Below are 19,875 nucleotides of genomic sequence, written 5' to 3' on the forward strand. Positions count from 1 at the left end.
GTCAGAATAGGCCGAGCGCGTGCTCGTCATAGGAGACGAGCAGATTCTTGGTCTGCTGATAATGATCGAGCATCATCCGGTGGTTTTCACGCCCGAAGCCCGATGCCTTGTATCCGCCGAAGGCGGCATGGGCGGGGTACTGATGATAGCAGTTGGTCCAGACCCGCCCGGCCTCGATCGCGCGGCCGAGCCGGTAGGCGGTGTTGCCGCTCCGGGTCCAGACGCCCGCGCCAAGACCGTAGGCGGTGTCATTGGCAAGTGCGATCGCCTCCTCGACCGTCTTGAACGTGGTGACCGACAGGACGGGACCGAAGATCTCCTCCTGGAAGATGCGCATGTGGTTCTGACCCACGAACACGGTCGGCTGCACGAAATAGCCCTGGTCGAGCGCACCGCCCGGCAGCGCCCTGGCGCCACCGACCAGACACTGCGCGCCCTCGGCCTTGCCGATATCGATATAGCCCAGGATCTTGTGGAGCTGGTCCTCCGACGCCTGCGCGCCGACCTGGACCGACGGGTCGAGCGGATCGCCCTGGCGGATCGCGGCGACGCGCGCCACGGCGCGCTCGATGAAGCGGTCGAAGATCGACTCATGGATCAGGGCGCGCGACGGGCAGGTACAGACCTCGCCCTTGTTGAAGGCGAACAAAGTAAAGCCTTCGAGCGCCTTGTCGAAGAAGGCATCGTCCTCGTCGAGCACGTCCGCCATGAAGATGTTGGGCGACTTGCCGCCAAGCTCCATCGTCTGGGGGATCAGATGGTCCGCCGCGGCGTGCATGATCTGCTTGCCGGTGACGGTCTCGCCGGTGAACGAGACCTTGGCGATGCGCGGATTGGCGGCGATCGCCTGGCCAACGGTCCGTCCCGGGCCGGTAACGACATTGAGCACGCCGGGCGGCAGGATGTCGGCGGTGAGCTCGGCGAACATCAGCAAGGTGAGCGGCGTCTGGGATGCGGGTTTGATGACGGTGCAGTTGCCCGCCGCCAGCGCCGGGGCGATCTTCCACGCCGCCATCAGCAGCGGGAAGTTCCACGGGATGATCTGGCCGACGACGCCGAGCGGCTCGCGGAAATGATAGGCGATGGTGTCCGCATCGATCGTCGAGATGCCGCCTTCCTCCGCCCGGATGCAGCCGGCGAAGTAGCGGAAATGGTCGATCGCGAGCGGCACGTCGGCAGCGCGCGTCTCGCGGATCGGCTTGCCATTGTCGATCGTCTCGGCAAGTGCCAGCAACTCCAGATTGTCTTCGAGCCGGTCGGCGACGCGATTGAGAATCCTGGCGCGTTCGGCGGGCGCGATCCTTGCCCATTGATCCTTGGCGGCGTGCGCCGCATCGAGCGCGCGCTCGACATCTTCCGGCGTCGACAGCGCGAACTCTGCGATCTGGGCGCCATTGATCGGGCTCGTGTCGGCGAAATACTCGCCGCCCGCAGGAGCGCTCCAGCGGCCTCCGATGAAATTATCATAGCGGTGTCGGAAGGAGGCCGCCGCGTTAATGGTCCCGATCGCCTTCTCGAACATAACCTGACTCCATCTCTATCGATGGCCTGACGGAGTAATCTCTTTGCCCGGGTGGCCTATAAGTAAGTTCCGCAGAAGGTAGTCTGGTATCGGGGTCGCGGGCTTGAGGGTCAGACACGCCAACAGAGCCGATGACTATTCATCGACTCCTGAACGTATTCGCGCACGCCTGATCGGAATTATGCCGAGACAGGCGTTACTCGGCCGAGTCTTCTTTTGGCGAGGGCGGCGCTTGGCATTCCAATTCTGGCGTTACGCCCGGACGCGCTTTAGGCTCACCCAATCGCCTTTCTGAAGCGTCCCGTCCCTCACGCGGAAATGAGCATAATGGTCGTCGAAAATCTGGTCGACTTCGACATGACCGACAAGACGGCGGTGGCGCGGCGTTGCGTGATAGACTTCGAGTATCTGCCCGATGTGCGCGCCATCGGCCTTACCCAGGCAGGCCACTGTGCCGCCCGCATCCATACGGACGATCTTGCCGCGCATGAACAAGCTATGGCCGATACCCTGTGCGAGGAGCGGCGTGCTGCCAAAGAGCAGAAAGCCAACAGCAGCACCGACGCCAAGATGTTTTCGCATCGCTGTTTCCTCTGTCAAGTCAGACGCTCGGACCCGGTTTTGAAAGCTGGGAGCACGGGGCGACGCTGGGCATCGTCAAAGAACTGGCCCGCCGCGGGGGAACGGCGGGCCCTCAGCCCCTGGGGTCTGTTCTCGGGGCTGGAAACCTCACATGTCGCTCATCGGCTTGTCGGCCATGGGCTTGGCGGTCTTCTTCTTCGCCGCCGGCTTGGCCTTCTTCATCGGCATCTTGCAGCAGCCACTCTTCGCCTTACCGGCCATGCCCGAGCCGTTCGATGCAGGCGAGCCGCCGGACATGCCGGCCATCCCCGACATGCCCTGTTGATCCTGCTGGGCCGGTTGCCCCTGCTGCTTCTGCGCGCCGGCCTGATGATCCTTCATCATCTGATCGTGCATCTGCTGCCCGCCATGATCCATGCCCTGCTGGTGGGCATGGGCCGGCGCAGCCTGCGCGGGCGCGGGCGTCGACTGGGCGAGAGCGGTGCCGGCGGCGAAGGTTAGCGTCGCGAAGAGGCTGACGGGCGCCGCGAGAAATGTCGTCTGTCGCATTGAGGGTCTCCGAGTGTTCTTCCTGTTGCCCGATCGACGTTCCGATCCCGGCAATTCCGAAGCTTCAATGCTGCTAGCGAGACGCTGTCTGTATACGTAAGTTACGAATCGAAATCCGATCGGCCGTGTGCCTGCTGGAGCAGGCGCGTAAAATGATGATCCGGGATCGATCAAAAATGTGACCCGGCCTGGTTTTCTCGTCCTGAGACCGGCCAGAAAAGCGATTGGCCCGCCGTGGGAACGGCGGACCAAGGCTTCGGTTGAAAGCGGCCATGATCTTGTCCGTCAACCTTGTCGTCTGATGGAATGATGGCAGGGTCAGCAACCACCGTCCGACCTGTGTGACATGCCGGAGGCGCCGTCCTGGTCCTGCGAATCCCGCATCGCCATTCGATGGCCCTGCATCATCTGGCCGTGCATCTGCTCCTTACCGTGAGCCATGCCCTGCATGTGGGCAGGATCGGGCTGGGCAGGCGCCGGCCTGGCCTTGAGGGTCTCCTCAAGATCGGGCATGCCCGGCGGCATCCCGTCCGCCAGCACCGGTCCGGCACTGACGGCGAGGAAGCCGAGAGCTGCGAGCGAAGCGATCATTGCCGTCTTCTTGCGCAAGTATCCATTCCTTCAAGTCTGGGTTTCCCGTTCGATCGAGCATATGCCCGGTCGATTGTCGCCCCTTCCGGAGCTTGCCCGTGAAATGGTGTCACCTTCCGCCTTGCTGTATACGTAATGTGCGAAGTCCGTCTCTGAGATGGCCATAAATTATCGCACTGGCATCGTTGTTGTGCCGATGTGTAACTATGGTTCGGACTCGAGAGCAGGACAGGTCGGCAACAGTGACTAATCCATGGCGGCCAGCAGACGCTCGAGAGGAATAGTGGCAAAAGTGGTGAAGCTGTCAGCAATGGCATAAGGCAGTACCAGCACCCGATTATGTACCATCGCGCCGCAGCTGTAGGCTACGTTTGGCACATAACCTTCGCGCTCATCCATGTCCGACCGCAAAAGCGGTAGCTTCGTCCGCGCCAGCAGCTTCGAGGGATCGTCACGGTCCAGCAGGCACGCCCCGATGCAATAGTTCCGAACGGCGCCGACTCCATGAGTTACGACCAGCCAGCCTTCGTCGATCTCGATCGGCGATCCGCAATTACCGATCTGGACAAACTCCCAAGGCCAGCGAGGTTCGATGGCTTTCGCTCCGCCACTCCAGTCGTGAATGTCCGCGGACGTCAGGAACCAGATATTTTCGTTATCCTCGCGCCCAAGCATGGCAAAGTGCCCGGCAATGCGTCGGGGGAAAAGCGCCATGCCCTTGCTACCGGTGGCATCCCCACGCAGCGGTCTGAGTTCGAATGTCCGGAAGTCCGGCGTGGACAACAACTCCTGCCGGACGGACTGGCCGCTAAATGCCGTATATGTACCGAAATAGGTGGCTCGGCCATCGTCGTCCAGGAAGCGGACCAAGCGAAGGTCTTCGATGCCACCACGCTGGCTGGGGGTTGTCGGAAAGATCACGATCTCCGAGAGATCGTGGCTGCCATCGCACTTGATCCGAATGCCCGCGTCCGGCCCGTCCTCGCCGGAGATGTTTTCAGTCTCCAGCACGAGCGGCATGGGGCTCGGAGGATTGATTGCTATGGTTCCGTCCGCGGCGCAAAACCCGGTGCGAAAGGTGACGGAGGAGATATGCCCCTCGCCCACGCCTCGCAGGGAAAGAATGAATCGGAGAGAGTTTTCAGGTACAGCAGACTGATCAGGATGCAGGACGATGCTCGGATTGAAAAGCGCTGCTGCCTCATAGGAATATTCGTTGCAAAAATGGGCACCGATCAAGAGCGCCTGTTCATGGGTGACCTCGCAATCACAGACGATGATGCCATCAACCTCGTGGAACCGCCGCAAAAACAGGGACGGAACCTCACGATGCCTTCCCGAGAAATCATCAAGAATGCGTTGCAACTCATCGTGGAGCGATGCTGGGTCGAGCGCCAGGACGCGGTCGGCGATGCGCTGCGCACGTGGCTGATCCGGTACCGCATATTTATAGGTTTCCGTCGACGGCATATAGGGTCTGATCACTACCCTTGCTGGATTGGGGCGGAGCAATTCGGGTAGCCGGTTGACAAATTCGGCGGTTGACACTGACTTCTCCAATACAGATCGACCGTGGAGCGTTCACGCAATCGTAAAGATGGTGCTCGGCATTACCCGACTATCGGGTGGCGGCACGGAAGGCTCCGGCGATGGCGGGTGCGATGATTTCCGCCGTTGCCGGATACTCGGACTTTGTGCCACGTGCCATGATCGCTGTCCTGGCGTAGTTGTCGGACACACAAGCTGTGACCGGGGGCTCTGGCCTGAACGTGACTATGTGGGGCACGTGCGAAGCGCGCCGCTCAGCTCGACATGTCCGCCATCGTTCGGCAGCTCGCCGCGCATTTCTTGCAGGTGGCCGAGCAACGCGCGATCCGCTGGTCCGCGCTATGGCGTCCGCATTCCTCGGCGCAGCGCTCGCAAGCGTCGGCGCAGGCGCGGCAGACGATGCGGTGCAGGGCAGATTCCCGCAGCATCGAGTTGGCGGTCGCCTGGCACAGTTCCGCACAGTCGTTCAGCATGGCGATCAGCGACGCCGTAGCTGACGCGCCGCCTTGCTTCGTCAGCCAAGCGGCGGTTTCCAGGCACATGCGGTGCGAAGCCACGCAATCGTCGATGCAGTCCGTCATCGACATCGCCATCCCTTCCATTCGATGCTGCTGCGCCGCCGCCGGCACAGCCAGCGTTCCGGCGGCGGCAAGGCCGGCGCCGGCCATCAGCAATTCGCGTCTCTCGATCATCATGCACCTCCCATCTGCTATCCCTTGAGCGCTGTGCCGCATCCGGCGGCCTCAGCCGTCGCAGGCGACCCATCCGACGCCGCACGCGCCTTCTCCCGCGCCATCCGGGTTTCCTCCCAGGGCCAGTGGCCGTTGATCTCGACCCCGAGCGAGATGCTCAGGAAGGTCCGCACCAGCACCAGCCCGGCCAGAACGATGAGATCGTCGAGCGTTGGGTTGATCACCAGCGACTTGACGATGTCGCCGGCGACCAGAAATTCCAGGCCGAGCAGGATGCTGCGGCCGAGCGCCGAGCGGAACGCGCTATAGGCCTCGGTTCGGTCGCCCGCCCTCGCCCGCCGCGCAAACAGAAAGGTTGCGAGCCCCGCGCCGACCAGGATGGTCAGCGTGCCCGCCAGTTCCAGGCCGATCACCGCGAGCCGGAAGAAGGCGCTCAGCCAGTCGGCCTCAATGGTGATCATACCAGCCTCGCTTGCGGATATTGTTGAAGCTGTCGGTGGCGTGACAGGCATAGCATTGGTCGACGCGCGCCTTCGATCCGGCTGCGCGCTGCGAGACCATGCTGAAATGCTCCATGAAGTGACTCGGCGGCGCCTTGTGGCACTCGGCGCACTGCGTCGAATTGACCGATGGATGGCGGTAATTGGCGATCTTCCAGCTGTCGGTCTTGTGGCAGCTCGCGCAGTCGGTGCCGAACAGGCCCTGGTGCGGATCGCGGAACGCATGGCAGCTCGCGCAATTGAGCGCGGTCTCGGGGGTCAGGCTTCGAGTGTTTGTCGACATGCCCGCCAAAGGCTGCCGCCACTTCGCCATGTCGAGCAACGCGGCGTGATCCATGCGGATGATGCCGCGCTCTCCCTCATGTTCGACGTGGCAGGAGGTGCACTGCGTCGCTTTCGCGTGGAACTGCGTCGACTGCTTCGTCCCGAAATCGGTGCCCGCATGGCAGGTGAGACAGGTCCGGGTTTCGACGCCCTTGCCCGGCGTGTGGCAGGCCGTGCATTGGCCGGCAAAGGACTGGTGCGCGCTCGAGAGCGGGCCGGGCGAGACGAGCTGCGCCACCAGGCCGGCATCCCTCGGCGCGTCCGATCGCATCCGGATCGCGACCGCGGCGACCATCACCAGCAGGGCTGCGATGAAGACGGCGTAGGAAAGACGCTGCCAGCTCATAGCCAGCGCAGCCCGTAATAGATCGCCGCGCCGACGTGGAGCGCGAGCAGCGCGAAGATGAGACAGCCCAGCAGGATGTGCAGGAACCGCCACCGCGCGAACAGGGTGTTGGTTGCCTCTTCGGCACGGATCGCGAATTCGGTATCGGCCAGCGCTGCGGCGATCCCCGCCTTGTCCTGGGGGCGCTGGCCCGCGGACGCATCCCCGGCGACGAACAGATAGCGCTTCCAGCCCGACAGCGGCGGGGCTGCGGTATCGGCCTGCGTCGGCGCCGCCGGCTCCTCGAGGAAGGCGGCGCGAAGCGAGGCCAGTTCTGACCTGCGTCCGCGCAGCGCCCGACCAAGCTGGGCAAGCAGGTAGCGGCCGATGAAGCCGGTGATGACCGTCATCAGCAGGAGGACGGTCAGAAGCAGGCCGACCGGGCTTTCGAGCTTGTGCGCGGCGTGGACCAGACCCAGGATCGGCGCCAGCACGCCGGCATAGATGTGGATGGCGAGCAGGGTTGGCTTGCTGACGACCCGGGAGAGCGCCTTGTCGACCCAGGCGATGTGCTTGGCCGCGACATAAGGAAGCGTCAGCAGCATCAGCACGAGCGCTGCGATCCCGATGATCCCGCCGGCCAGGCTACCCGGAAAGCGGGGCGACACATGCACGAGATAGCCGAACGGGAACAGCAGCAGGAACGCGACCAGCAGGCCCACGGCAATGTCGCTGCGTTCGCGCATCAGGCTTCGACCACGAGCGGCGTGCCCGTCCCCTTCGCCTGGCACGCGAGCACATAGCCTTGCGCCTTGTCGGCGGGCGCAAGGCCGGATTCGACCTCCATCGTCACTTCGCCCTGCAGCAGCTTGACCACGCAGGCGCCGCATGTGCCCGCACGGCATGCATAGGGGATCTCGACGCCCGCGCCCTCGGCCGCCTCCAGCACGGTCTCGTCCGCGGGCAAGGCCGCCGACACCCCCGACACGGAGAAGGTCACCGTGCTCGGCGCCACCTCGGCGCTCGGGGCCGGCTTATCCGCTGGCGGGGGCGCGGGCTTGACCTCGAGATCCTCGTGGTCGGCCGGCAGCGAGGCCGGACCGAACGCCTCGGTGTGCAGCTGCGCTTCGGGGACGCCGAGTTCCGCCAGCACGCCGCGCATCGCGCCCATCATCGCCGGCGGGCCGCACATATGGATGCGCCGGCTCGCGATCTCCGGCACCGCGGCCAGGATCATCTCGCGCGTGATCGGCCCTTCGGGGCCCATCCAGACGGTGCCGGGCGCGCGCTGCATCGCGGCGACGACATGGAGGTTGGGAAAACGGCGTTCGAGCCGCTCGAGCTCGTCGCGGAACACGAATTCCTCGGTCGACCGTGCGCCGTAGAAGAAGAAGATATCACCCTTCCACGCGGTGTCGGTGAGATAGCGCAGCACCGACATCATCGGGGTGATGCCGACCCCGCCCGCGATCAGCACGATGCTCTGGGCATCCGTTCCCGTGAAGGTGAAGGCGCCGAACGGTCCGCTGACCTTCAGCAGATCGTCGGCGACGACCTTGTCGTGCAGGTATCGCGAGACCACGCCCTGCTCCTCGCGCTTGACCGTCAGTTCGACATAGGCCCGCTGGGTCGGCGAAGAGGCGATCGTGTAGGAACGGCGCGCGGTCTTGCCCGCTTCGGGCTCTACCTCGACCTGCAGGAACTGGCCCGGCAGGAAGTCGAACGGCAGCCGGTCGGCGGTCGGGTCCGCGAGCCGGAAGGTCAGCACGCTCGGCGTCTCTCGCACGATCTGGACCACGCGCAGCTGCCCCGCCCAGCTTTTGGGCTTGCGCAGCGACGCCCCAGCGGGTGCGGCCGCATTGCTCGGCGCGAGCCCGGCGCTGTCGGCAACGGGTGCAGGCGCGGGCGCAACCCTGGTAGCGGGAGGGGCAGCCTTCGGCTCCGGCTTTGCTGGAACCTTGGCGGTGGCGACACCGCCGGCGATCGCCCCGATCCGCCGCAGGCGGAAGATCTGCAGCGCGATAAGCGTGGCGCTCACCAGCCCCAGGAACAGCATGAGAAGGAGGTGCGAGGGCGAGATGCCGAACCAGTGATCGGCATGGCCGGGCGCGGCCTGGTCGATGTCGAGCTGATCGCGCAGCCAGGCAAGCCCGACCTCCCGGGGCGGCTGCAAGCCCCCGATCGCGCCCTGCGCGGCGGTGCCGGAGCGGAACAGGTCGGTTCCCTCGCGCAGGCGCCGCGCCGCATCGAGCCGGGCCGAGACCGTGGTCGCACGCGCGCCGTCGGCCGAGGCGGCGTTGATCATCGCCAGACCCGTGCTTACCCGTTCGCCGGCCTGCGCAGCGACCCGCTGCCTTGCCGCTTCGTCAAGCGCGGGAAAGGCGAGCAGCTGCGAGATGAAGCCGGTCCGGCGCGATTCGTGGCCGTGCTCATTCTCCCCTTCCCCATTGATCATGCGATCCATCATGGGGTTCATCATCTTCGCCATGTCCGACGACCCCGGCTCTGCCGGTGCGGACATGCCCCCGCCGGCCGGCATGCCTGCGCCATGATGCGCGGCATGATCCTCGCCCTCCTGCGCGCCCGCGCTCGCGGACAGGCTGAGAGCGATTGCGCAGCCGAGGCTCAAGCGTCGAAGGCTGATCCGCCTGGACATCCTCATCCCCTTAGTGTGCGAGCCTACATATCCTTCATCGGCATCGCCGCATTGCCCGGCGCGGGATCGGGTGCCGGCGCGGTCTGGTTGCCGGCCCCGGCGCGCATCGCGTCATGGTCCATCGCCTGACGGTGATGCCGCTCCATCTCGGCCTGGTTGCTCATCGCGTCCATCGGCGCCGCGTCTGCAGCGTTGCCGCTGTCGGTCAGGACCGGAGTGGCGGCGACGCTGTTCGCCGCGGGCGGCACCGTCTGGTCGGCCTGGCGGTCGCAGCCCGAAAGCGCGAGCGCCAGCAACAGGCTTCCGCCGACAAGTGGAAGGGCTTTCTTCGCATGGTCGATCATGGCTTTGCTCCTTGGCTTGAAAACTGTGTCCGGGCGCCATCCCTGGCGTCCGGACCGGCTCATTGCGCGCTGCGCAGAATCCGGAGACACCGGTCGTGCGAGAGGTTCATCGGGTTGCGCCCCTGCCCCTTCATCTCGCCATGATCATGCGGCGTCTGGAGACCCATATTGCCCTCCATCGCCCGGCAACTCTCGACCTGCGCCGAGGTCGGCCGCGTGGTCACACAGGCGCCTAGAAGCAGCGCCGGCGTGAGGACGGCGATCAAACGCATTTTCTTCATGACAAAACCCCTTTCGCTCGTGGTGATCGTTCGTCCTGCGCTGCCTGATGTTTCTTGTTATGCTGCTGGTCTTTCCGCCGCGCCGTCAGGAAGGCGAGGATCGGGCAATCGGAGACCGGCACTTCGCCCGGGCATTCGTCGGCGAGCATCCGCAGCATGTCGCGGATATCCGACAGGCGCTCGAGCCGGGCTTCGGCGTCCGCGATCTTGGCAAGCGTGATATCGAGCACGGCCTGGGCATGCGCGGTGTCCGACGCCCTGAGCGCCAGCAGCTGCCGGGCCTGTTCGAGTGTGAAACCAAGCTCCTGCGCCGAGCGGATGAAATTGACGCGCTCGAGGTCGGTCGCGTCGTAGAGCCTGTAGCCCGCTGCCGTGCGCGCGGGCTCGCGCAGCAGGCCCATCCGCTCATAATAGCGGATCGTATCCCGCCCCACGCCTGCGGCCGCGGCCAGTTCGCCGATCTTGAAATTGCCCATGTCATCCGCTCGATCATGCCGGTTGGACCATGGTCCAGGGTCAAGCGGTTTCGCTTTGACCCCGAACGGTCTCCTCGTCGCCGGCGGCCCGCTGCCCCGACGCGTCGCAGGGCAGCCCGTGCCGCCGGGCCACCGGCTTGTCAGTTCTTGCGAAGCTCGACGATGTCGTGCCTGGCAGGCGTGCCGTCGGCGACGGACACGTGCGCGAAGTGATCGTCAAAGATATGGTCGATCGTCACATGGCCGACGAGCTGGCGGTGATAGGTCGGCGCCACGCCCTTGGACGGACCCGGATGGGTCACGACGCGATAGACCTCGAGCTTCTGGCCGACCTCGGCGCCATCGGCCTTGCCGATGCAGACGACCGTGCCGTTGCTGCCCGTGTCGACGATCGAGCCGCGCATGAACAGGCTGTGCCCGATGCCCTGGGCCATAGCGGGGACGGCAGCAAGCATCGAAATGCCGGCAAGCGCGACCATGAGAGTTTTTCTGACCATATTCACCTCCTTGGATGGTAAGCCACCGCCCGGACTTTGCCGAGGGGAAGAGCGTCTCTTCAGGCTTGGGACTACGGTCCCGGGTCCAGCCTCGATATACGTAGAGGCCGCAGCCGATCTTCTTCCCCGGGCCGGATCTTTATTGACGCGGAGTTGACGGAATCAGCCGTCAGCACTTCAAAATCCGCGCGGCGCGAGACTTTGGTTGGCTGCGCCCGCGAAACCCGCTAGATATCGAGGCCCGTGAAACGCCTGCTCGCCCTCCTGCTCGTCATCGGAGCGCTGTCCGGTCTCTTCGGAGCCCAGATGGCGGCCGCGCACAGCGTGCCGCAGGCGGCAGGCGCGCCGCTGGCCAAGGGCATGGATGCGGACTGCATGGCGATGATGGCCAAGCAGCAGCCTGCGCCCAGCGAAAAGCCCTGCAAGGGCCTGACGCTCGATTGCATCGCCGCGATGGGGTGCGTGATCCCGCTGGTCGCAGCGGACCTGGCAGGCGGCGTTGCGCCTGCGCGTCTCTACGACGCGCCCAGCTTCTGGACGACCGACACGATATTGACCGGCAAGGCGGTTGCGCCCGAGCCGGATCCTCCCACCAGCCTTGCCTGATTGAACGAGCACGGGCTGCGCGCATCGATCGATGCGTGCGCGCCCGGTTTCCTTCTTTTCAGTCAAAGGTTTTCGTGATGATCAAACTGCTTCCGGCCGCCCTTGTGGCGGCCCTCAGTCTCGCCGCGCCTGCGCTTGCAACCGACGCGAGCCGCACGCCGCAAGGCCATTGGGAATGGCGGTCGGCGCCGCAATATGGTCCGCGGGCGACTGGCCCTGCGCGTGTCCGCATATGGGTGCCCGACAGCCGGGACATGGCCAGCTGCGATTGCGCGATGATGCAGGCAAGCGCCGCCGACTGCATGCGCGGCGCAGTCAGGTCGGACAAGGGCTAAACCCGCTCCGGAGCGGCGCGTCACATCTTGGCGCGCCGCCTCTGTCATGAGGGGATGATATCCATGATCATGATGCCGAGGCGCGCTGTGCGACGCCTGTTGCTCTCTATCGGTGCGACGCTTGCGAGCGCCTGGGCCGTGCCGGTGTCGGCCGGCCCGCTCACCTACGAGCAGGCAGTGAGGCTCGCTGCCGCCAACGCGCCAAGCCTCAAGGCGCGCGCGGCGGCGACAGCCGGCGCCCGCTCTTCGGCGGTCGCGGCCGATCGCCTGCCCGATCCGACGCTCGACCTGGGCCTGCAGAACTTCCCGGTGAGCGGCCCCAATGCCGGCAGCTTCACGCGCGACGATTTCACTATGGCGACGATCGGGTTCAGCCAGACCTTCCCCAATCTCGCCAAGCGCCATGCACGCGCCGCGCGCGCCGCGGCCGATATCGGTATCGCCGAGGCGGGCGAGCTGGTCGAAGGCCGCAACGTGCGGCTCGAGACCGCCCTCGCCTGGGTCGATCTCTATTATGGAGAACGCCGGCTCCGGCAGCTCGACCTGCTCGATGCCAGCCTCGACGACCTGCAGAAGACCGTGACCGCACGCCTGGCGTCGGGCAGCGCGCGCCCGAGCCAGGCGCTCGAGCCCGACCAGCTCCGCGCCGCCATCGCCGATCGCCGCGCCGAGATGGCTGCGGTGGTGGCGCAGGCGCGGGCCCGGCTCGCGCGCTATACCGGCGACCCCGACCCGCAGGCGACGGGCGACCCGCCGATGCTCGATGTCGATCCGATCCGGCTGCGGGCCGAAATCGATGCGCTTCCCGCCCTGCGCGCGCAGGACGCGCGGATCGCAGTCGCCGAAGCGGACGTGCGTCTCGCGCGCGCCGACAAGCGCCCCGACTGGAAGGTCGGCGTCACCTATGGCCGGCGCGATCCCATGTACGGCGACATGGCCTCGGTCGGCGTGTCGATCGACCTGCCGCTGTTCGCCGGCAAGCGCCAGAACCCCAGGATCGCTGCAAGCGAGAGCCTTGCGCAAGGGGGTCGGTTCGACCGCGAGGCGATCCGCCGCGAGCTGGTGGCGCAGCTCGACGCCGATCTCGCAGACCATGCCATGCATCTCTCCCGGTTGCGCAATGCCCGCGAGACGCTGGTGCCACTCGCCAGGCACCGCGCCGAGCTCGACCGCGACAGCTATGGCGCCGGCAAGCTCGACCTTGGCGCCGCGCTGCTCACGACGCTCGGGCTCGCGGAGGCCGAGGTCGAGGCGCTCAACCGCGAAGCCGACGTCGCGCGCGACGCGGTCCGCATCACTATCACCTATGGGGAGGAGCGGCCATGACGCTCGATAAATCCGCGCTGCGCTGGGGCGCATCGATCCTGGCTGTCGCGCTGCTGGCCGGCGGCACAGGCTATTGGGCTGGCCATCGCCAGGCACCGCAATCGGAGGCGACCACGCCCGCCGGGGCAGGCAAAGTCCTTTACTGGTACGATCCGATGTTCCCCAACCAGAAGTTCGACAAGCCCGGCAAGTCGCCCTTCATGGATATGCAGCTCGTGCCGCGATACGCGGACGGAGGAAGCGCCGGCGCGGCCCCCACGGTCGCCGTCGATCCCGCCGCGCGGCAGAGCCTGGGATTGCGGGTCGTCGCGGCGAAGATGGGCAGCCTTGCCTCGGCCCTCGAGGTCACCGGCACGATCGACTTCAACCAGCGCGACGTCGCCGTCATCCAGGCGCGTTCGGGCGGGTTCGTGAGCCGCGTCTATGCGCGAGCGCCCGGGGACGTGGTCCGCGCCGGCGCGCCGATCGCGGACCTGCTCCTGCCCGAATGGGGCGGCGCGCAGACCGAATATCTGAGCGTCAGGCGGCTCGGCAAGCCCGACCTCACCGCGGCCGCGCGCCAGCGACTGCGGCTGATGGGCATGTCCGACGGCCTCATCGCCAGCGTCGAGCGGAGCGGACGCCCGAACGGCGTGGTGACGATCACGACGCCGATCTCGGGCACGATCCAGACGCTCGACGCCCGTGCCGGCGTGACGCTCGCCATGGGCCAGACGCTCGCCCAGGTAAGCGGGCTCGGCACCGTCTGGCTCAATGCCGCGGTGCCCGAAGCGCGCGCGGGCGATGTCCGGGTCGGCCAGAATGCCAGCACCACGCTGGCGGGCTTCCCCGGCGAGCGCTTCGCCGGCCGGGTGATCGCGATCCTGCCGACCACGCAGGCCGACAGCCGCACGCTCACCGTGCGGATCGAGCTGCCCAACCGGGACGGCCGGTTGCGGCCGGGCATGTTCGCCAGCGTCGCGCTTGGCGGCGATGCCAAGCCGGCGCTGCTGGTGCCGAGCGAAGCGGTGATCCGCACGGGCAGGCGCACGCTCGTCATGCTGGCCGCAGGCGACGGGCGCTATCATCCCGCCGAGGTCCGCATCGGCCGCGAGGCAGGCGGCGAGACCGAGATCCTTGCCGGCCTGTCGCCCGGCGAGAACGTCGTCGTCTCGGGGCAGTTCCTGATCGATTCCGAGGCGAGCCTGTCGGGAATCGAGGCGCGGCCGATCGGCGGCGGTGCGGCATCGGCGACCATCGCCGCGCCGGCGTCGAAAGCCACGCTGTACGAGACGACGGGCAAGATCGAGCGGATCACGGCCAATTCGGTGACGCTCAGCCACGAGCCCGTTCCCGCGCTCGACTGGCCGGCGATGACGATGACCTTCGCGCTCGCCAATCCGGGCATCGCGCGCGGCTTCAAGGCGGGTGACCGGGTCCGGTTCGGGTTCGACCGGCCCCCGGCGGGACCGACGCTGCGGCATATGGCGAAGGTGGCGGGCCAGTGATCGCCCATCTCATCCGCTGGTCGGTGAGGAACCGCTTCTTCGTCGTGCTCGGCATGCTCGCGCTGGTCGGCGCGGGCCTGTGGGCGGTGCGCTCGACCCCGATCGACGCGCTGCCCGATCTTTCCGACGTGCAGGTCGTGATCCGCACTTCCTATCCGGGTCAGGCGCCGCAGATCGTCGAGAACCAGATCACCTATCCGCTCACCACCACCATGCTGTCGGTGCCCGGCGCCAAGACGGTGCGCGGCTATAGCTTCTTCGGCGACAGCTTCGTCTATGTGATCTTCGAGGACGGCACCGATCTCTACTGGGCGCGCAGCCGCGTGCTCGAATATCTCAACCAGGTCCAGGGTCGGTTGCCGGCCAGCGCCCGCAGCGCGCTCGGGCCGGACGCGACCGGGGTCGGCTGGGTCTATGAATATGCGCTGGTCGACCGCACCGGCCGGCACGATCTCTCGCAGCTTCGCGGGTTGCAGGACTGGTTCCTGCGCTACGAGCTGAAGACCGTGACCGGCGTGGCCGAAGTCGCCAGCATCGGCGGCATGGTCAAGCAGTACCAGGTGCTGCTCGATCCGGTGAAGCTCGCGGCCTACGGCGTAACCCACGCCCAGGCAGTGCAGGCGATCAGCCAAGCCAATCAGGAAGCCGGCGGCTCGGTGCTGGAAATGGCCGAGGCCGAATATATGGTCCGCGCCTCGGGCTATCTGAAAACGCTCGACGATTTCCGGGCAATCCCGCTCAAGACTGCGGCGGGCGGCGTGCCCGTCCGGCTCGGCGATGTCGCCACGATCCAGGTCGGCCCCGAGATGCGGCGCGGCATCGCCGAACTGAACGGCGAAGGCGAGGTCGCCGGCGGCGTCGTTATTCTTCGGTCAGGCAAGAACGCCCGTGAGACCATCGCGGCGGTCAAGGACAAGCTCGCCGATCTCAGGAAAAGCCTGCCGCCGGGCGTCGAGGTGGTCACGGTCTATGACCGCTCGCAGCTGATCGATCGCGCGGTCGAGAACCTCACCCGCAAGCTGGTCGAGGAGTTCATCGTCGTCGCATTGGTCTGCGCCCTGTTCCTCTGGCACGTCCGCTCGGCGCTGGTCGCGATCCTGACCTTGCCGCTCGGTGTGCTGGCCGCGTTCGTCGTAATGCGGTTCCAGGGGGTGAACGCCAACATCATGTCGCTGGGCGGCATCGCCATCGCCATCGGCGCGATGGTGGATGCGGCGGTCGTCATGATCGAGAACGCCCACAAGAGGATCGAACGCTGGGAGCAGGATCACCCGGACAGACATCTCGATGGCGAGATGCGCTGGATCGTCGTCACCGAGGCGGCGGCCGAGGTCGGGCCGGCGCTGTTCTTCAGCCTGCTGATCATCACGCTGTCGTTCATTCCGGTCTTCACCCTGGAGGCGCAGGAAGGCCGGCTGTTCGCGCCGCTCGCCTTCACCAAGACCTATGCGATGGGCGCGGCCGCGATCCTGTCGGTGACCCTGGTGCCGATCCTGATGGGCTGGCTGATCCGGGGCCGCATTCCGGCCGAGCAGGCCAATCCGGTCAATCGCTGGCTCACCAATATCTACCGGCCCGCGATCGACTGGACGATGAAGCGGCCCAAGGCAGTGCTGCTGATCGCGGCTCTGGTGTTCGCCACCACGGCCTGGCCGCTCAGCCGGCTCGGCGGCGAGTTCATGCCCAATCTCGACGAGGGCGACCTGCTCTACATGCCCTCGGCGCTGCCGGGCCTCTCGGCCGCCAAGGCGAGTGAGCTGCTCCAGCAGACCGACCGCCTGATCAAGACCGTGCCCGAAGTCGAAAGCGTGTTCGGCAAGGCCGGCCGCGCCGAGACCGCGACCGATCCCGCGCCGCTCGAAATGTTCGAGACGACGATCCAATTCAAGCCCCGCGACCAGTGGCGGTCGGGCATGACGCCCGAACGCCTTGTCGACGAGCTCGATCGCCGGGTGAAGCTTCCGGGTCTCGCCAATATCTGGGTGCCGCCGATCCGCAACCGCATCGACATGCTCGCGACGGGCATCAAGAGCCCGATCGGGGTCAAGGTGTCGGGCAGTGACCTCGCCGAGCTCGACCGCATCGCGCATGATGTCGAGACCGTGGCCAGGAGCGTGCCCGGCGTCAGCTCGGCGCTCGCCGAGCGGCTGACCGGCGGACGCTATGTCGATGTCGACATAGACCGCGCCGCCGCCGCGCGGTTCGGGCTCAACATCGCCGACGTCCAGGCCATCGTCTCCGGCGCGATCGGCGGCGAGACGATCGGCGAGACGGTCGAGGGCCTCGCCCGCTACCCGATCAGCGTGCGCTATCCGCGCGAATTGCGCGACAGCCTCGACGGGCTGCGGGGGCTACCGATCCTGACGCCCGCGGGCCAGCAGATCACCCTCGGCACGGTCGCCAATGTCACGATCGCCGAAGGGCCGCCGATGCTCAAGACCGAGAATGCCCGGCCCTCGACCTGGGTCTATGTCGATGTGCGCGGGCGCGATCTCGCCTCGGTGGTTGGCGATCTGCAACGCGCGGTGGCGAGACAGGTTCGGCTCTCGCCGGGGGTCAGCATCGCCTATTCGGGCCAGTTCGAATATCTCGAGCGCGCAGTCGACCGGTTGAAGCTGGTCGTGCCCGCGACGCTGCTGATCATCTTCGTGCTGCTCTACCTGATCTTCGGCCGCTTCGACGAGGCTGCGCTGATCATGGGCACGCTGCCGTTCGCGCTGACCGGCGGCATCTGGACGCTCTATCTGCTGGGGTTCAACCAGTCGGTTGCCACCGGGGTCGGGTTCATCGCGCTCGCCGGCATCTCCGCCGAGTTCGGGGTGGTGATGCTGATCTATCTCAAGAACGCGCTGGCGGAGCACACCGCAAATCCGGACGCCGCCGAAGTCGAGGCCGCCGTGCGCGAAGGCGCGCTGCTGCGCGTCCGTCCCAAGGCGATGACGGTGGCGGTGATCCTGGCCGGCCTGCTGCCGATCCTGCTGGGATCAGGCGCGGGTTCGGAGGTCATGAGCCGGATTGCCGCGCCGATGATCGGCGGCATGCTGACCGCGCCCTTGCTCTCAATGTTCGTCCTGCCCGCCGCCTATCTGCTGTTGCGCCGGCCCAAGACCGATCCCATCCCTCAACCCGTTTCATCATGAAGGAGAAGACGATGAACCATGCACGACTGACCATTGCCCTCGGCCTCGCCGCCCTGACTGCCGCGTGCGGCAAGAAGGCGGAGGCCCCCGTTGCGACTGAGACCAACGAGGCGGCGCCCGCCGCGACCATGAGCGGCGACATGGGCAACATGTCGATGGCGCCTGACGCGAACGCCGCGATCAAGGCCAAGGGCCATGGCACCGTCACCGCGATCGACAAGGCGGCAGGCACGATCACGCTCGATCATGGTCCGATCCCGGAGGCCAAGTGGCCCGCGATGACGATGGCGTTCAAGGCCGCGCCGTCGATCACCGATGCGGTCAAGGTCGGCGACAAGGTCGATTTCGACCTCTCGCTCAAGGGCAGCGATGGCGAGGTCACCGCGATCGCAAAGCAGTGATCCGCTAAGTTCGACCGGAAAAAGCTGGTTGCGTCGCCGCTCCCGGGCGGCGACGCCCGTGCCGGCCGTCTGCCTGGCTGTGCGCCCGGTCGACGGTTGCGACCGGCAACGCCCAATGCCAGCGGCGTTTCCCTGCGCGATCACCGACAATTTGAGCACGCTTCGCGGATCGCACATTGAACGTGCAAGCCGCCCTTGCTCGCGATAGCCTGAACGGCAAGGAGCCCAGTTTAGATGACCCAGCCAGTATGACCTTGTTACCCGCGACACATCATGATCTCGTGAGCGAGCTTGTCCGTCGTTGGCGAGACGATCCCGGCGCCACCTATCGCTCCTGGTTTCTGTGGGACGAACGGCTGAAAAACTTCCGCTCCATCCGTCGCGGGCTGCAGCAGGTGGTCGCAGAAATCGAAAGTGGGCGGTTCGGCGTCGCCTATCGCGGCTCGTCACTGGAAACGGTTGTCCACTCGATCGCCGAACAGCGGCAGATCTTCAAGGGCGCCGACCATGCCTGGCTGTGGAAGCCCAAGCTGCGCATTCCAGACATCTACGAAAGCCCGGACAACCAGCGGGCGTTCGGTCGCCTGCTCGACAATTGCTCGTGCTGCGATACCGCCGAGGAGATCATCAGCCACATCCGCAGCATAGACGCGCTCAAGATCAAGGGGCTGGGGCCGGCGGCGGCCAACCTGCTCTATTTCCTTCACCCGACGCTGGTGCCGCCCTTCAATACCGCGATCGTCAAGGGCTACAATGCCGTCACCGGCGCCAAGGTGAAGCTCGGGTCATGGGATCATTTTCTCGCCATGCGCGCCGGCATCCTCGACCTCAACGACCGTTACCGCGAGTTGCTCTCCAACGATCTCGGCGCGATCGGCGGACTGTTGTTCGACATTGGCTCGGGCCGCTATCCCGCGCCACCGCTGGAGGATGACGCAACGGCGGCCGACGACTGGCTCGGCAGATTGGAACATGCCAGAGCGGAGGCAAGCCGGCTCGACAAGACAGCCGCCGCGCAGGGCGAAACCGATCGCACGCACGCCGAAATCCAGGCCTGGCTGCGCGACCTCGGCCATGCCCTCGGTTACGATGTGTGGATCGCCGCCAATGACCGCGGTCGACTTCACGCTGGCTGCCCGCTTGGACAGGGATGCCTCGAGCGCCTTCCAGACGCAATTGCGACCTCTCCCGGAGCGGACTCGATCCGCCTCATCGACGTGTTGTGGCTGGCGAAGGGTGGCGACGGCGTCGCCGCCGCGTTCGAGGTTGAACATTCGACCTCGATCTACTCGGGGATCGTGCGCATGCTCGATCTGGCGCTGTCGGGGAGCGATCTGCACGCTGCCGCCGGGCTATTCCTGGTCGCACCGAATGCGCGCGAGCAGGACGTTCGCGCGCAACTCCGTCGCCCGGCTTTCAGCCGTATTGCCGATCTCGACTTCGCCTATCTGCCCTATGGCGAGCTGGAGAGAAACAGGGACGCGATCGCTCGTTTTGGAACGGGATTGAAGGCCATCAAGGCGATCTCAAGCCCCCTTCCCTGAAAGGGGGCGTTTGCGGGAGGGGGCGGAATCCTACGCCAAGCTCGCCCAGATAGCCGGCGCGAGATCTTACTTGTTGCTGCCTTCTACGGTCGCGCCAGAAAGGCGACGGCTCAGTTCTATCCGGCGATGGCTACGCATTTTGAAGGTGT

At 66.0% G+C, this 19,875-nt stretch carries 21 protein-coding genes; 7 read left to right on the top strand and 14 right to left on the bottom strand.

Going from position 1 to position 19,875, the window contains the following annotated elements; genetic code table 11:
- Position 1: 1 nt before the first annotated feature.
- The 14 genes from F4U95_RS21090 to F4U95_RS21155 form a co-directional block, all read right to left on the bottom strand.
- Positions 2–1,522, bottom strand: a complete 1,521-nt coding sequence (locus F4U95_RS21090; protein WP_015449264.1) for an aldehyde dehydrogenase family protein — start codon at positions 1,520–1,522, stop codon at positions 2–4.
- 252 nt (positions 1,523–1,774) lie between these two features.
- On the bottom strand, positions 1,775–2,104 hold the full coding sequence (locus tag F4U95_RS21095; protein WP_004212674.1) for a hypothetical protein: 330 nt from the start codon (positions 2,102–2,104) through the stop codon (positions 1,775–1,777).
- A gap of 147 nt (positions 2,105–2,251) precedes the next feature.
- Positions 2,252–2,653 (bottom strand): hypothetical protein, encoded by a 402-nt coding sequence (locus tag F4U95_RS24975; protein ID WP_015449265.1) that lies wholly within the window; start codon positions 2,651–2,653, stop codon positions 2,252–2,254.
- A gap of 318 nt (positions 2,654–2,971) precedes the next feature.
- Entirely contained in the window at positions 2,972–3,262 is a 291-nt protein-coding gene (locus F4U95_RS21105) for a hypothetical protein (RefSeq protein ID WP_007406388.1), read from the bottom strand.
- A gap of 228 nt (positions 3,263–3,490) precedes the next feature.
- Positions 3,491–4,792, bottom strand: coding sequence for a glycoside hydrolase family 130 protein (locus F4U95_RS21110; RefSeq protein ID WP_438830636.1), 1,302 nt, complete (start codon positions 4,790–4,792; stop codon positions 3,491–3,493).
- 254 nt (positions 4,793–5,046) lie between these two features.
- Positions 5,047–5,487 (bottom strand): four-helix bundle copper-binding protein, encoded by a 441-nt coding sequence (locus F4U95_RS21115; protein WP_015449267.1) that lies wholly within the window; start codon positions 5,485–5,487, stop codon positions 5,047–5,049.
- 14 nt (positions 5,488–5,501) lie between these two features.
- Positions 5,502–5,945, bottom strand: coding sequence for a DUF1622 domain-containing protein (locus F4U95_RS21120; RefSeq protein ID WP_007406411.1), 444 nt, complete (start codon positions 5,943–5,945; stop codon positions 5,502–5,504).
- Positions 5,932–6,654: a hypothetical protein gene (locus tag F4U95_RS21125; RefSeq protein ID WP_007406380.1), complete on the bottom strand. Its 723-nt coding sequence runs from the start codon at positions 6,652–6,654 to the stop codon at positions 5,932–5,934. The genes F4U95_RS21120 and F4U95_RS21125 overlap by 14 nt, the downstream gene beginning before the upstream one ends.
- A complete protein-coding gene (locus tag F4U95_RS21130; protein ID WP_007406424.1) occupies positions 6,651–7,379 on the bottom strand; it encodes a hypothetical protein in 729 nt (242 codons plus the stop codon). Before F4U95_RS21130 ends, F4U95_RS21125 begins: the two co-directional genes overlap by 4 nt.
- The gene (locus F4U95_RS21135) at positions 7,379–9,289 is read right to left on the bottom strand and encodes a 2Fe-2S iron-sulfur cluster-binding protein (protein ID WP_030089529.1); all 1,911 of its coding nucleotides are present in this window, start codon (positions 9,287–9,289) and stop codon (positions 7,379–7,381) included. The genes F4U95_RS21130 and F4U95_RS21135 overlap by 1 nt, the downstream gene beginning before the upstream one ends.
- 23 nt (positions 9,290–9,312) lie before the next feature.
- Positions 9,313–9,633 (bottom strand): hypothetical protein, encoded by a 321-nt coding sequence (locus F4U95_RS21140; RefSeq protein WP_007406382.1) that lies wholly within the window; start codon positions 9,631–9,633, stop codon positions 9,313–9,315.
- A gap of 59 nt (positions 9,634–9,692) precedes the next feature.
- Positions 9,693–9,914, bottom strand: coding sequence for a hypothetical protein (locus F4U95_RS21145; RefSeq protein ID WP_007406426.1), 222 nt, complete (start codon positions 9,912–9,914; stop codon positions 9,693–9,695).
- Positions 9,911–10,390: a heavy metal-responsive transcriptional regulator gene (locus F4U95_RS21150; protein WP_007406417.1), complete on the bottom strand. Its 480-nt coding sequence runs from the start codon at positions 10,388–10,390 to the stop codon at positions 9,911–9,913. Before F4U95_RS21150 ends, F4U95_RS21145 begins: the two co-directional genes overlap by 4 nt.
- A 140-nt stretch (positions 10,391–10,530) precedes the next feature.
- Positions 10,531–10,869, bottom strand: a complete 339-nt coding sequence (locus F4U95_RS21155; RefSeq protein WP_007406371.1) for a hypothetical protein — start codon at positions 10,867–10,869, stop codon at positions 10,531–10,533.
- Positions 10,870–11,130: 261 nt separating this feature from the next.
- Between F4U95_RS21155 and F4U95_RS21160 the strand changes: the two genes are divergently transcribed.
- From F4U95_RS21160 to F4U95_RS21190, 7 genes are all read left to right on the top strand, one after another.
- Positions 11,131–11,493 carry a hypothetical protein gene (locus F4U95_RS21160; RefSeq protein WP_007406428.1) on the top strand — a complete coding sequence of 121 codons (363 nt, stop codon included), beginning with the start codon at positions 11,131–11,133 and terminating at the stop codon, positions 11,491–11,493.
- Between the two features lie 77 nt (positions 11,494–11,570).
- On the top strand, positions 11,571–11,828 hold the full coding sequence (locus tag F4U95_RS21165) for a hypothetical protein (RefSeq protein WP_007683334.1): 258 nt from the start codon (positions 11,571–11,573) through the stop codon (positions 11,826–11,828).
- A 63-nt stretch (positions 11,829–11,891) separates the two neighbouring features.
- The gene (locus F4U95_RS21170; protein ID WP_029548875.1) at positions 11,892–13,154 is read left to right on the top strand and encodes a TolC family protein; all 1,263 of its coding nucleotides are present in this window, start codon (positions 11,892–11,894) and stop codon (positions 13,152–13,154) included.
- Positions 13,151–14,641 (top strand): efflux RND transporter periplasmic adaptor subunit, encoded by a 1,491-nt coding sequence (locus tag F4U95_RS21175; protein ID WP_007406384.1) that lies wholly within the window; start codon positions 13,151–13,153, stop codon positions 14,639–14,641. The genes F4U95_RS21170 and F4U95_RS21175 overlap by 4 nt, the downstream gene beginning before the upstream one ends.
- The gene (locus F4U95_RS21180) at positions 14,638–17,781 is read left to right on the top strand and encodes an efflux RND transporter permease subunit (RefSeq protein ID WP_016746446.1); all 3,144 of its coding nucleotides are present in this window, start codon (positions 14,638–14,640) and stop codon (positions 17,779–17,781) included. Before F4U95_RS21175 ends, F4U95_RS21180 begins: the two co-directional genes overlap by 4 nt.
- Positions 17,778–18,182 carry a copper-binding protein gene (locus tag F4U95_RS21185; protein WP_007406376.1) on the top strand — a complete coding sequence of 135 codons (405 nt, stop codon included), beginning with the start codon at positions 17,778–17,780 and terminating at the stop codon, positions 18,180–18,182. The genes F4U95_RS21180 and F4U95_RS21185 overlap by 4 nt, the downstream gene beginning before the upstream one ends.
- 281 nt (positions 18,183–18,463) lie before the next feature.
- A complete protein-coding gene (locus F4U95_RS21190; protein WP_007683327.1) occupies positions 18,464–19,726 on the top strand; it encodes a hypothetical protein in 1,263 nt (420 codons plus the stop codon).
- Positions 19,727–19,875 lie beyond the last annotated feature (149 nt).

The organism is Sphingobium limneticum (assembly GCF_008710165.1).
In the GTDB taxonomy this organism is placed as follows: Bacteria; Pseudomonadota; Alphaproteobacteria; order Sphingomonadales; family Sphingomonadaceae; genus Sphingobium; species Sphingobium limneticum.

Coding starts and splice junctions, on each gene's coding strand:
- F4U95_RS21090 (WP_015449264.1), bottom strand. CDS start 1,522: ATGTTCGAGAAGGCGATCGGGACCATTAACGCGGCGGCCTCCTTCCGA.
- F4U95_RS21175 (WP_007406384.1), top strand. CDS start 13,151: ATGACGCTCGATAAATCCGCGCTGCGCTGGGGCGCATCGATCCTGGCT.
- F4U95_RS21170 (WP_029548875.1), top strand. CDS start 11,892: ATGATCATGATGCCGAGGCGCGCTGTGCGACGCCTGTTGCTCTCTATC.
- F4U95_RS21120 (WP_007406411.1), bottom strand. CDS start 5,945: ATGATCACCATTGAGGCCGACTGGCTGAGCGCCTTCTTCCGGCTCGCG.
- F4U95_RS21135 (WP_030089529.1), bottom strand. CDS start 9,289: ATGTCCAGGCGGATCAGCCTTCGACGCTTGAGCCTCGGCTGCGCAATC.
- F4U95_RS21155 (WP_007406371.1), bottom strand. CDS start 10,869: ATGGTCGCGCTTGCCGGCATTTCGATGCTTGCTGCCGTCCCCGCTATG.
- F4U95_RS21115 (WP_015449267.1), bottom strand. CDS start 5,487: ATGATGATCGAGAGACGCGAATTGCTGATGGCCGGCGCCGGCCTTGCC.
- F4U95_RS21130 (WP_007406424.1), bottom strand. CDS start 7,379: ATGCGCGAACGCAGCGACATTGCCGTGGGCCTGCTGGTCGCGTTCCTG.
- F4U95_RS21095 (WP_004212674.1), bottom strand. CDS start 2,104: ATGCGAAAACATCTTGGCGTCGGTGCTGCTGTTGGCTTTCTGCTCTTT.
- F4U95_RS21185 (WP_007406376.1), top strand. CDS start 17,778: ATGAAGGAGAAGACGATGAACCATGCACGACTGACCATTGCCCTCGGC.
- F4U95_RS21150 (WP_007406417.1), bottom strand. CDS start 10,390: ATGGGCAATTTCAAGATCGGCGAACTGGCCGCGGCCGCAGGCGTGGGG.
- F4U95_RS21145 (WP_007406426.1), bottom strand. CDS start 9,914: ATGAAGAAAATGCGTTTGATCGCCGTCCTCACGCCGGCGCTGCTTCTA.
- F4U95_RS24975 (WP_015449265.1), bottom strand. CDS start 2,653: ATGCGACAGACGACATTTCTCGCGGCGCCCGTCAGCCTCTTCGCGACG.
- F4U95_RS21165 (WP_007683334.1), top strand. CDS start 11,571: ATGATCAAACTGCTTCCGGCCGCCCTTGTGGCGGCCCTCAGTCTCGCC.
- F4U95_RS21140 (WP_007406382.1), bottom strand. CDS start 9,633: ATGATCGACCATGCGAAGAAAGCCCTTCCACTTGTCGGCGGAAGCCTG.
- F4U95_RS21125 (WP_007406380.1), bottom strand. CDS start 6,654: ATGAGCTGGCAGCGTCTTTCCTACGCCGTCTTCATCGCAGCCCTGCTG.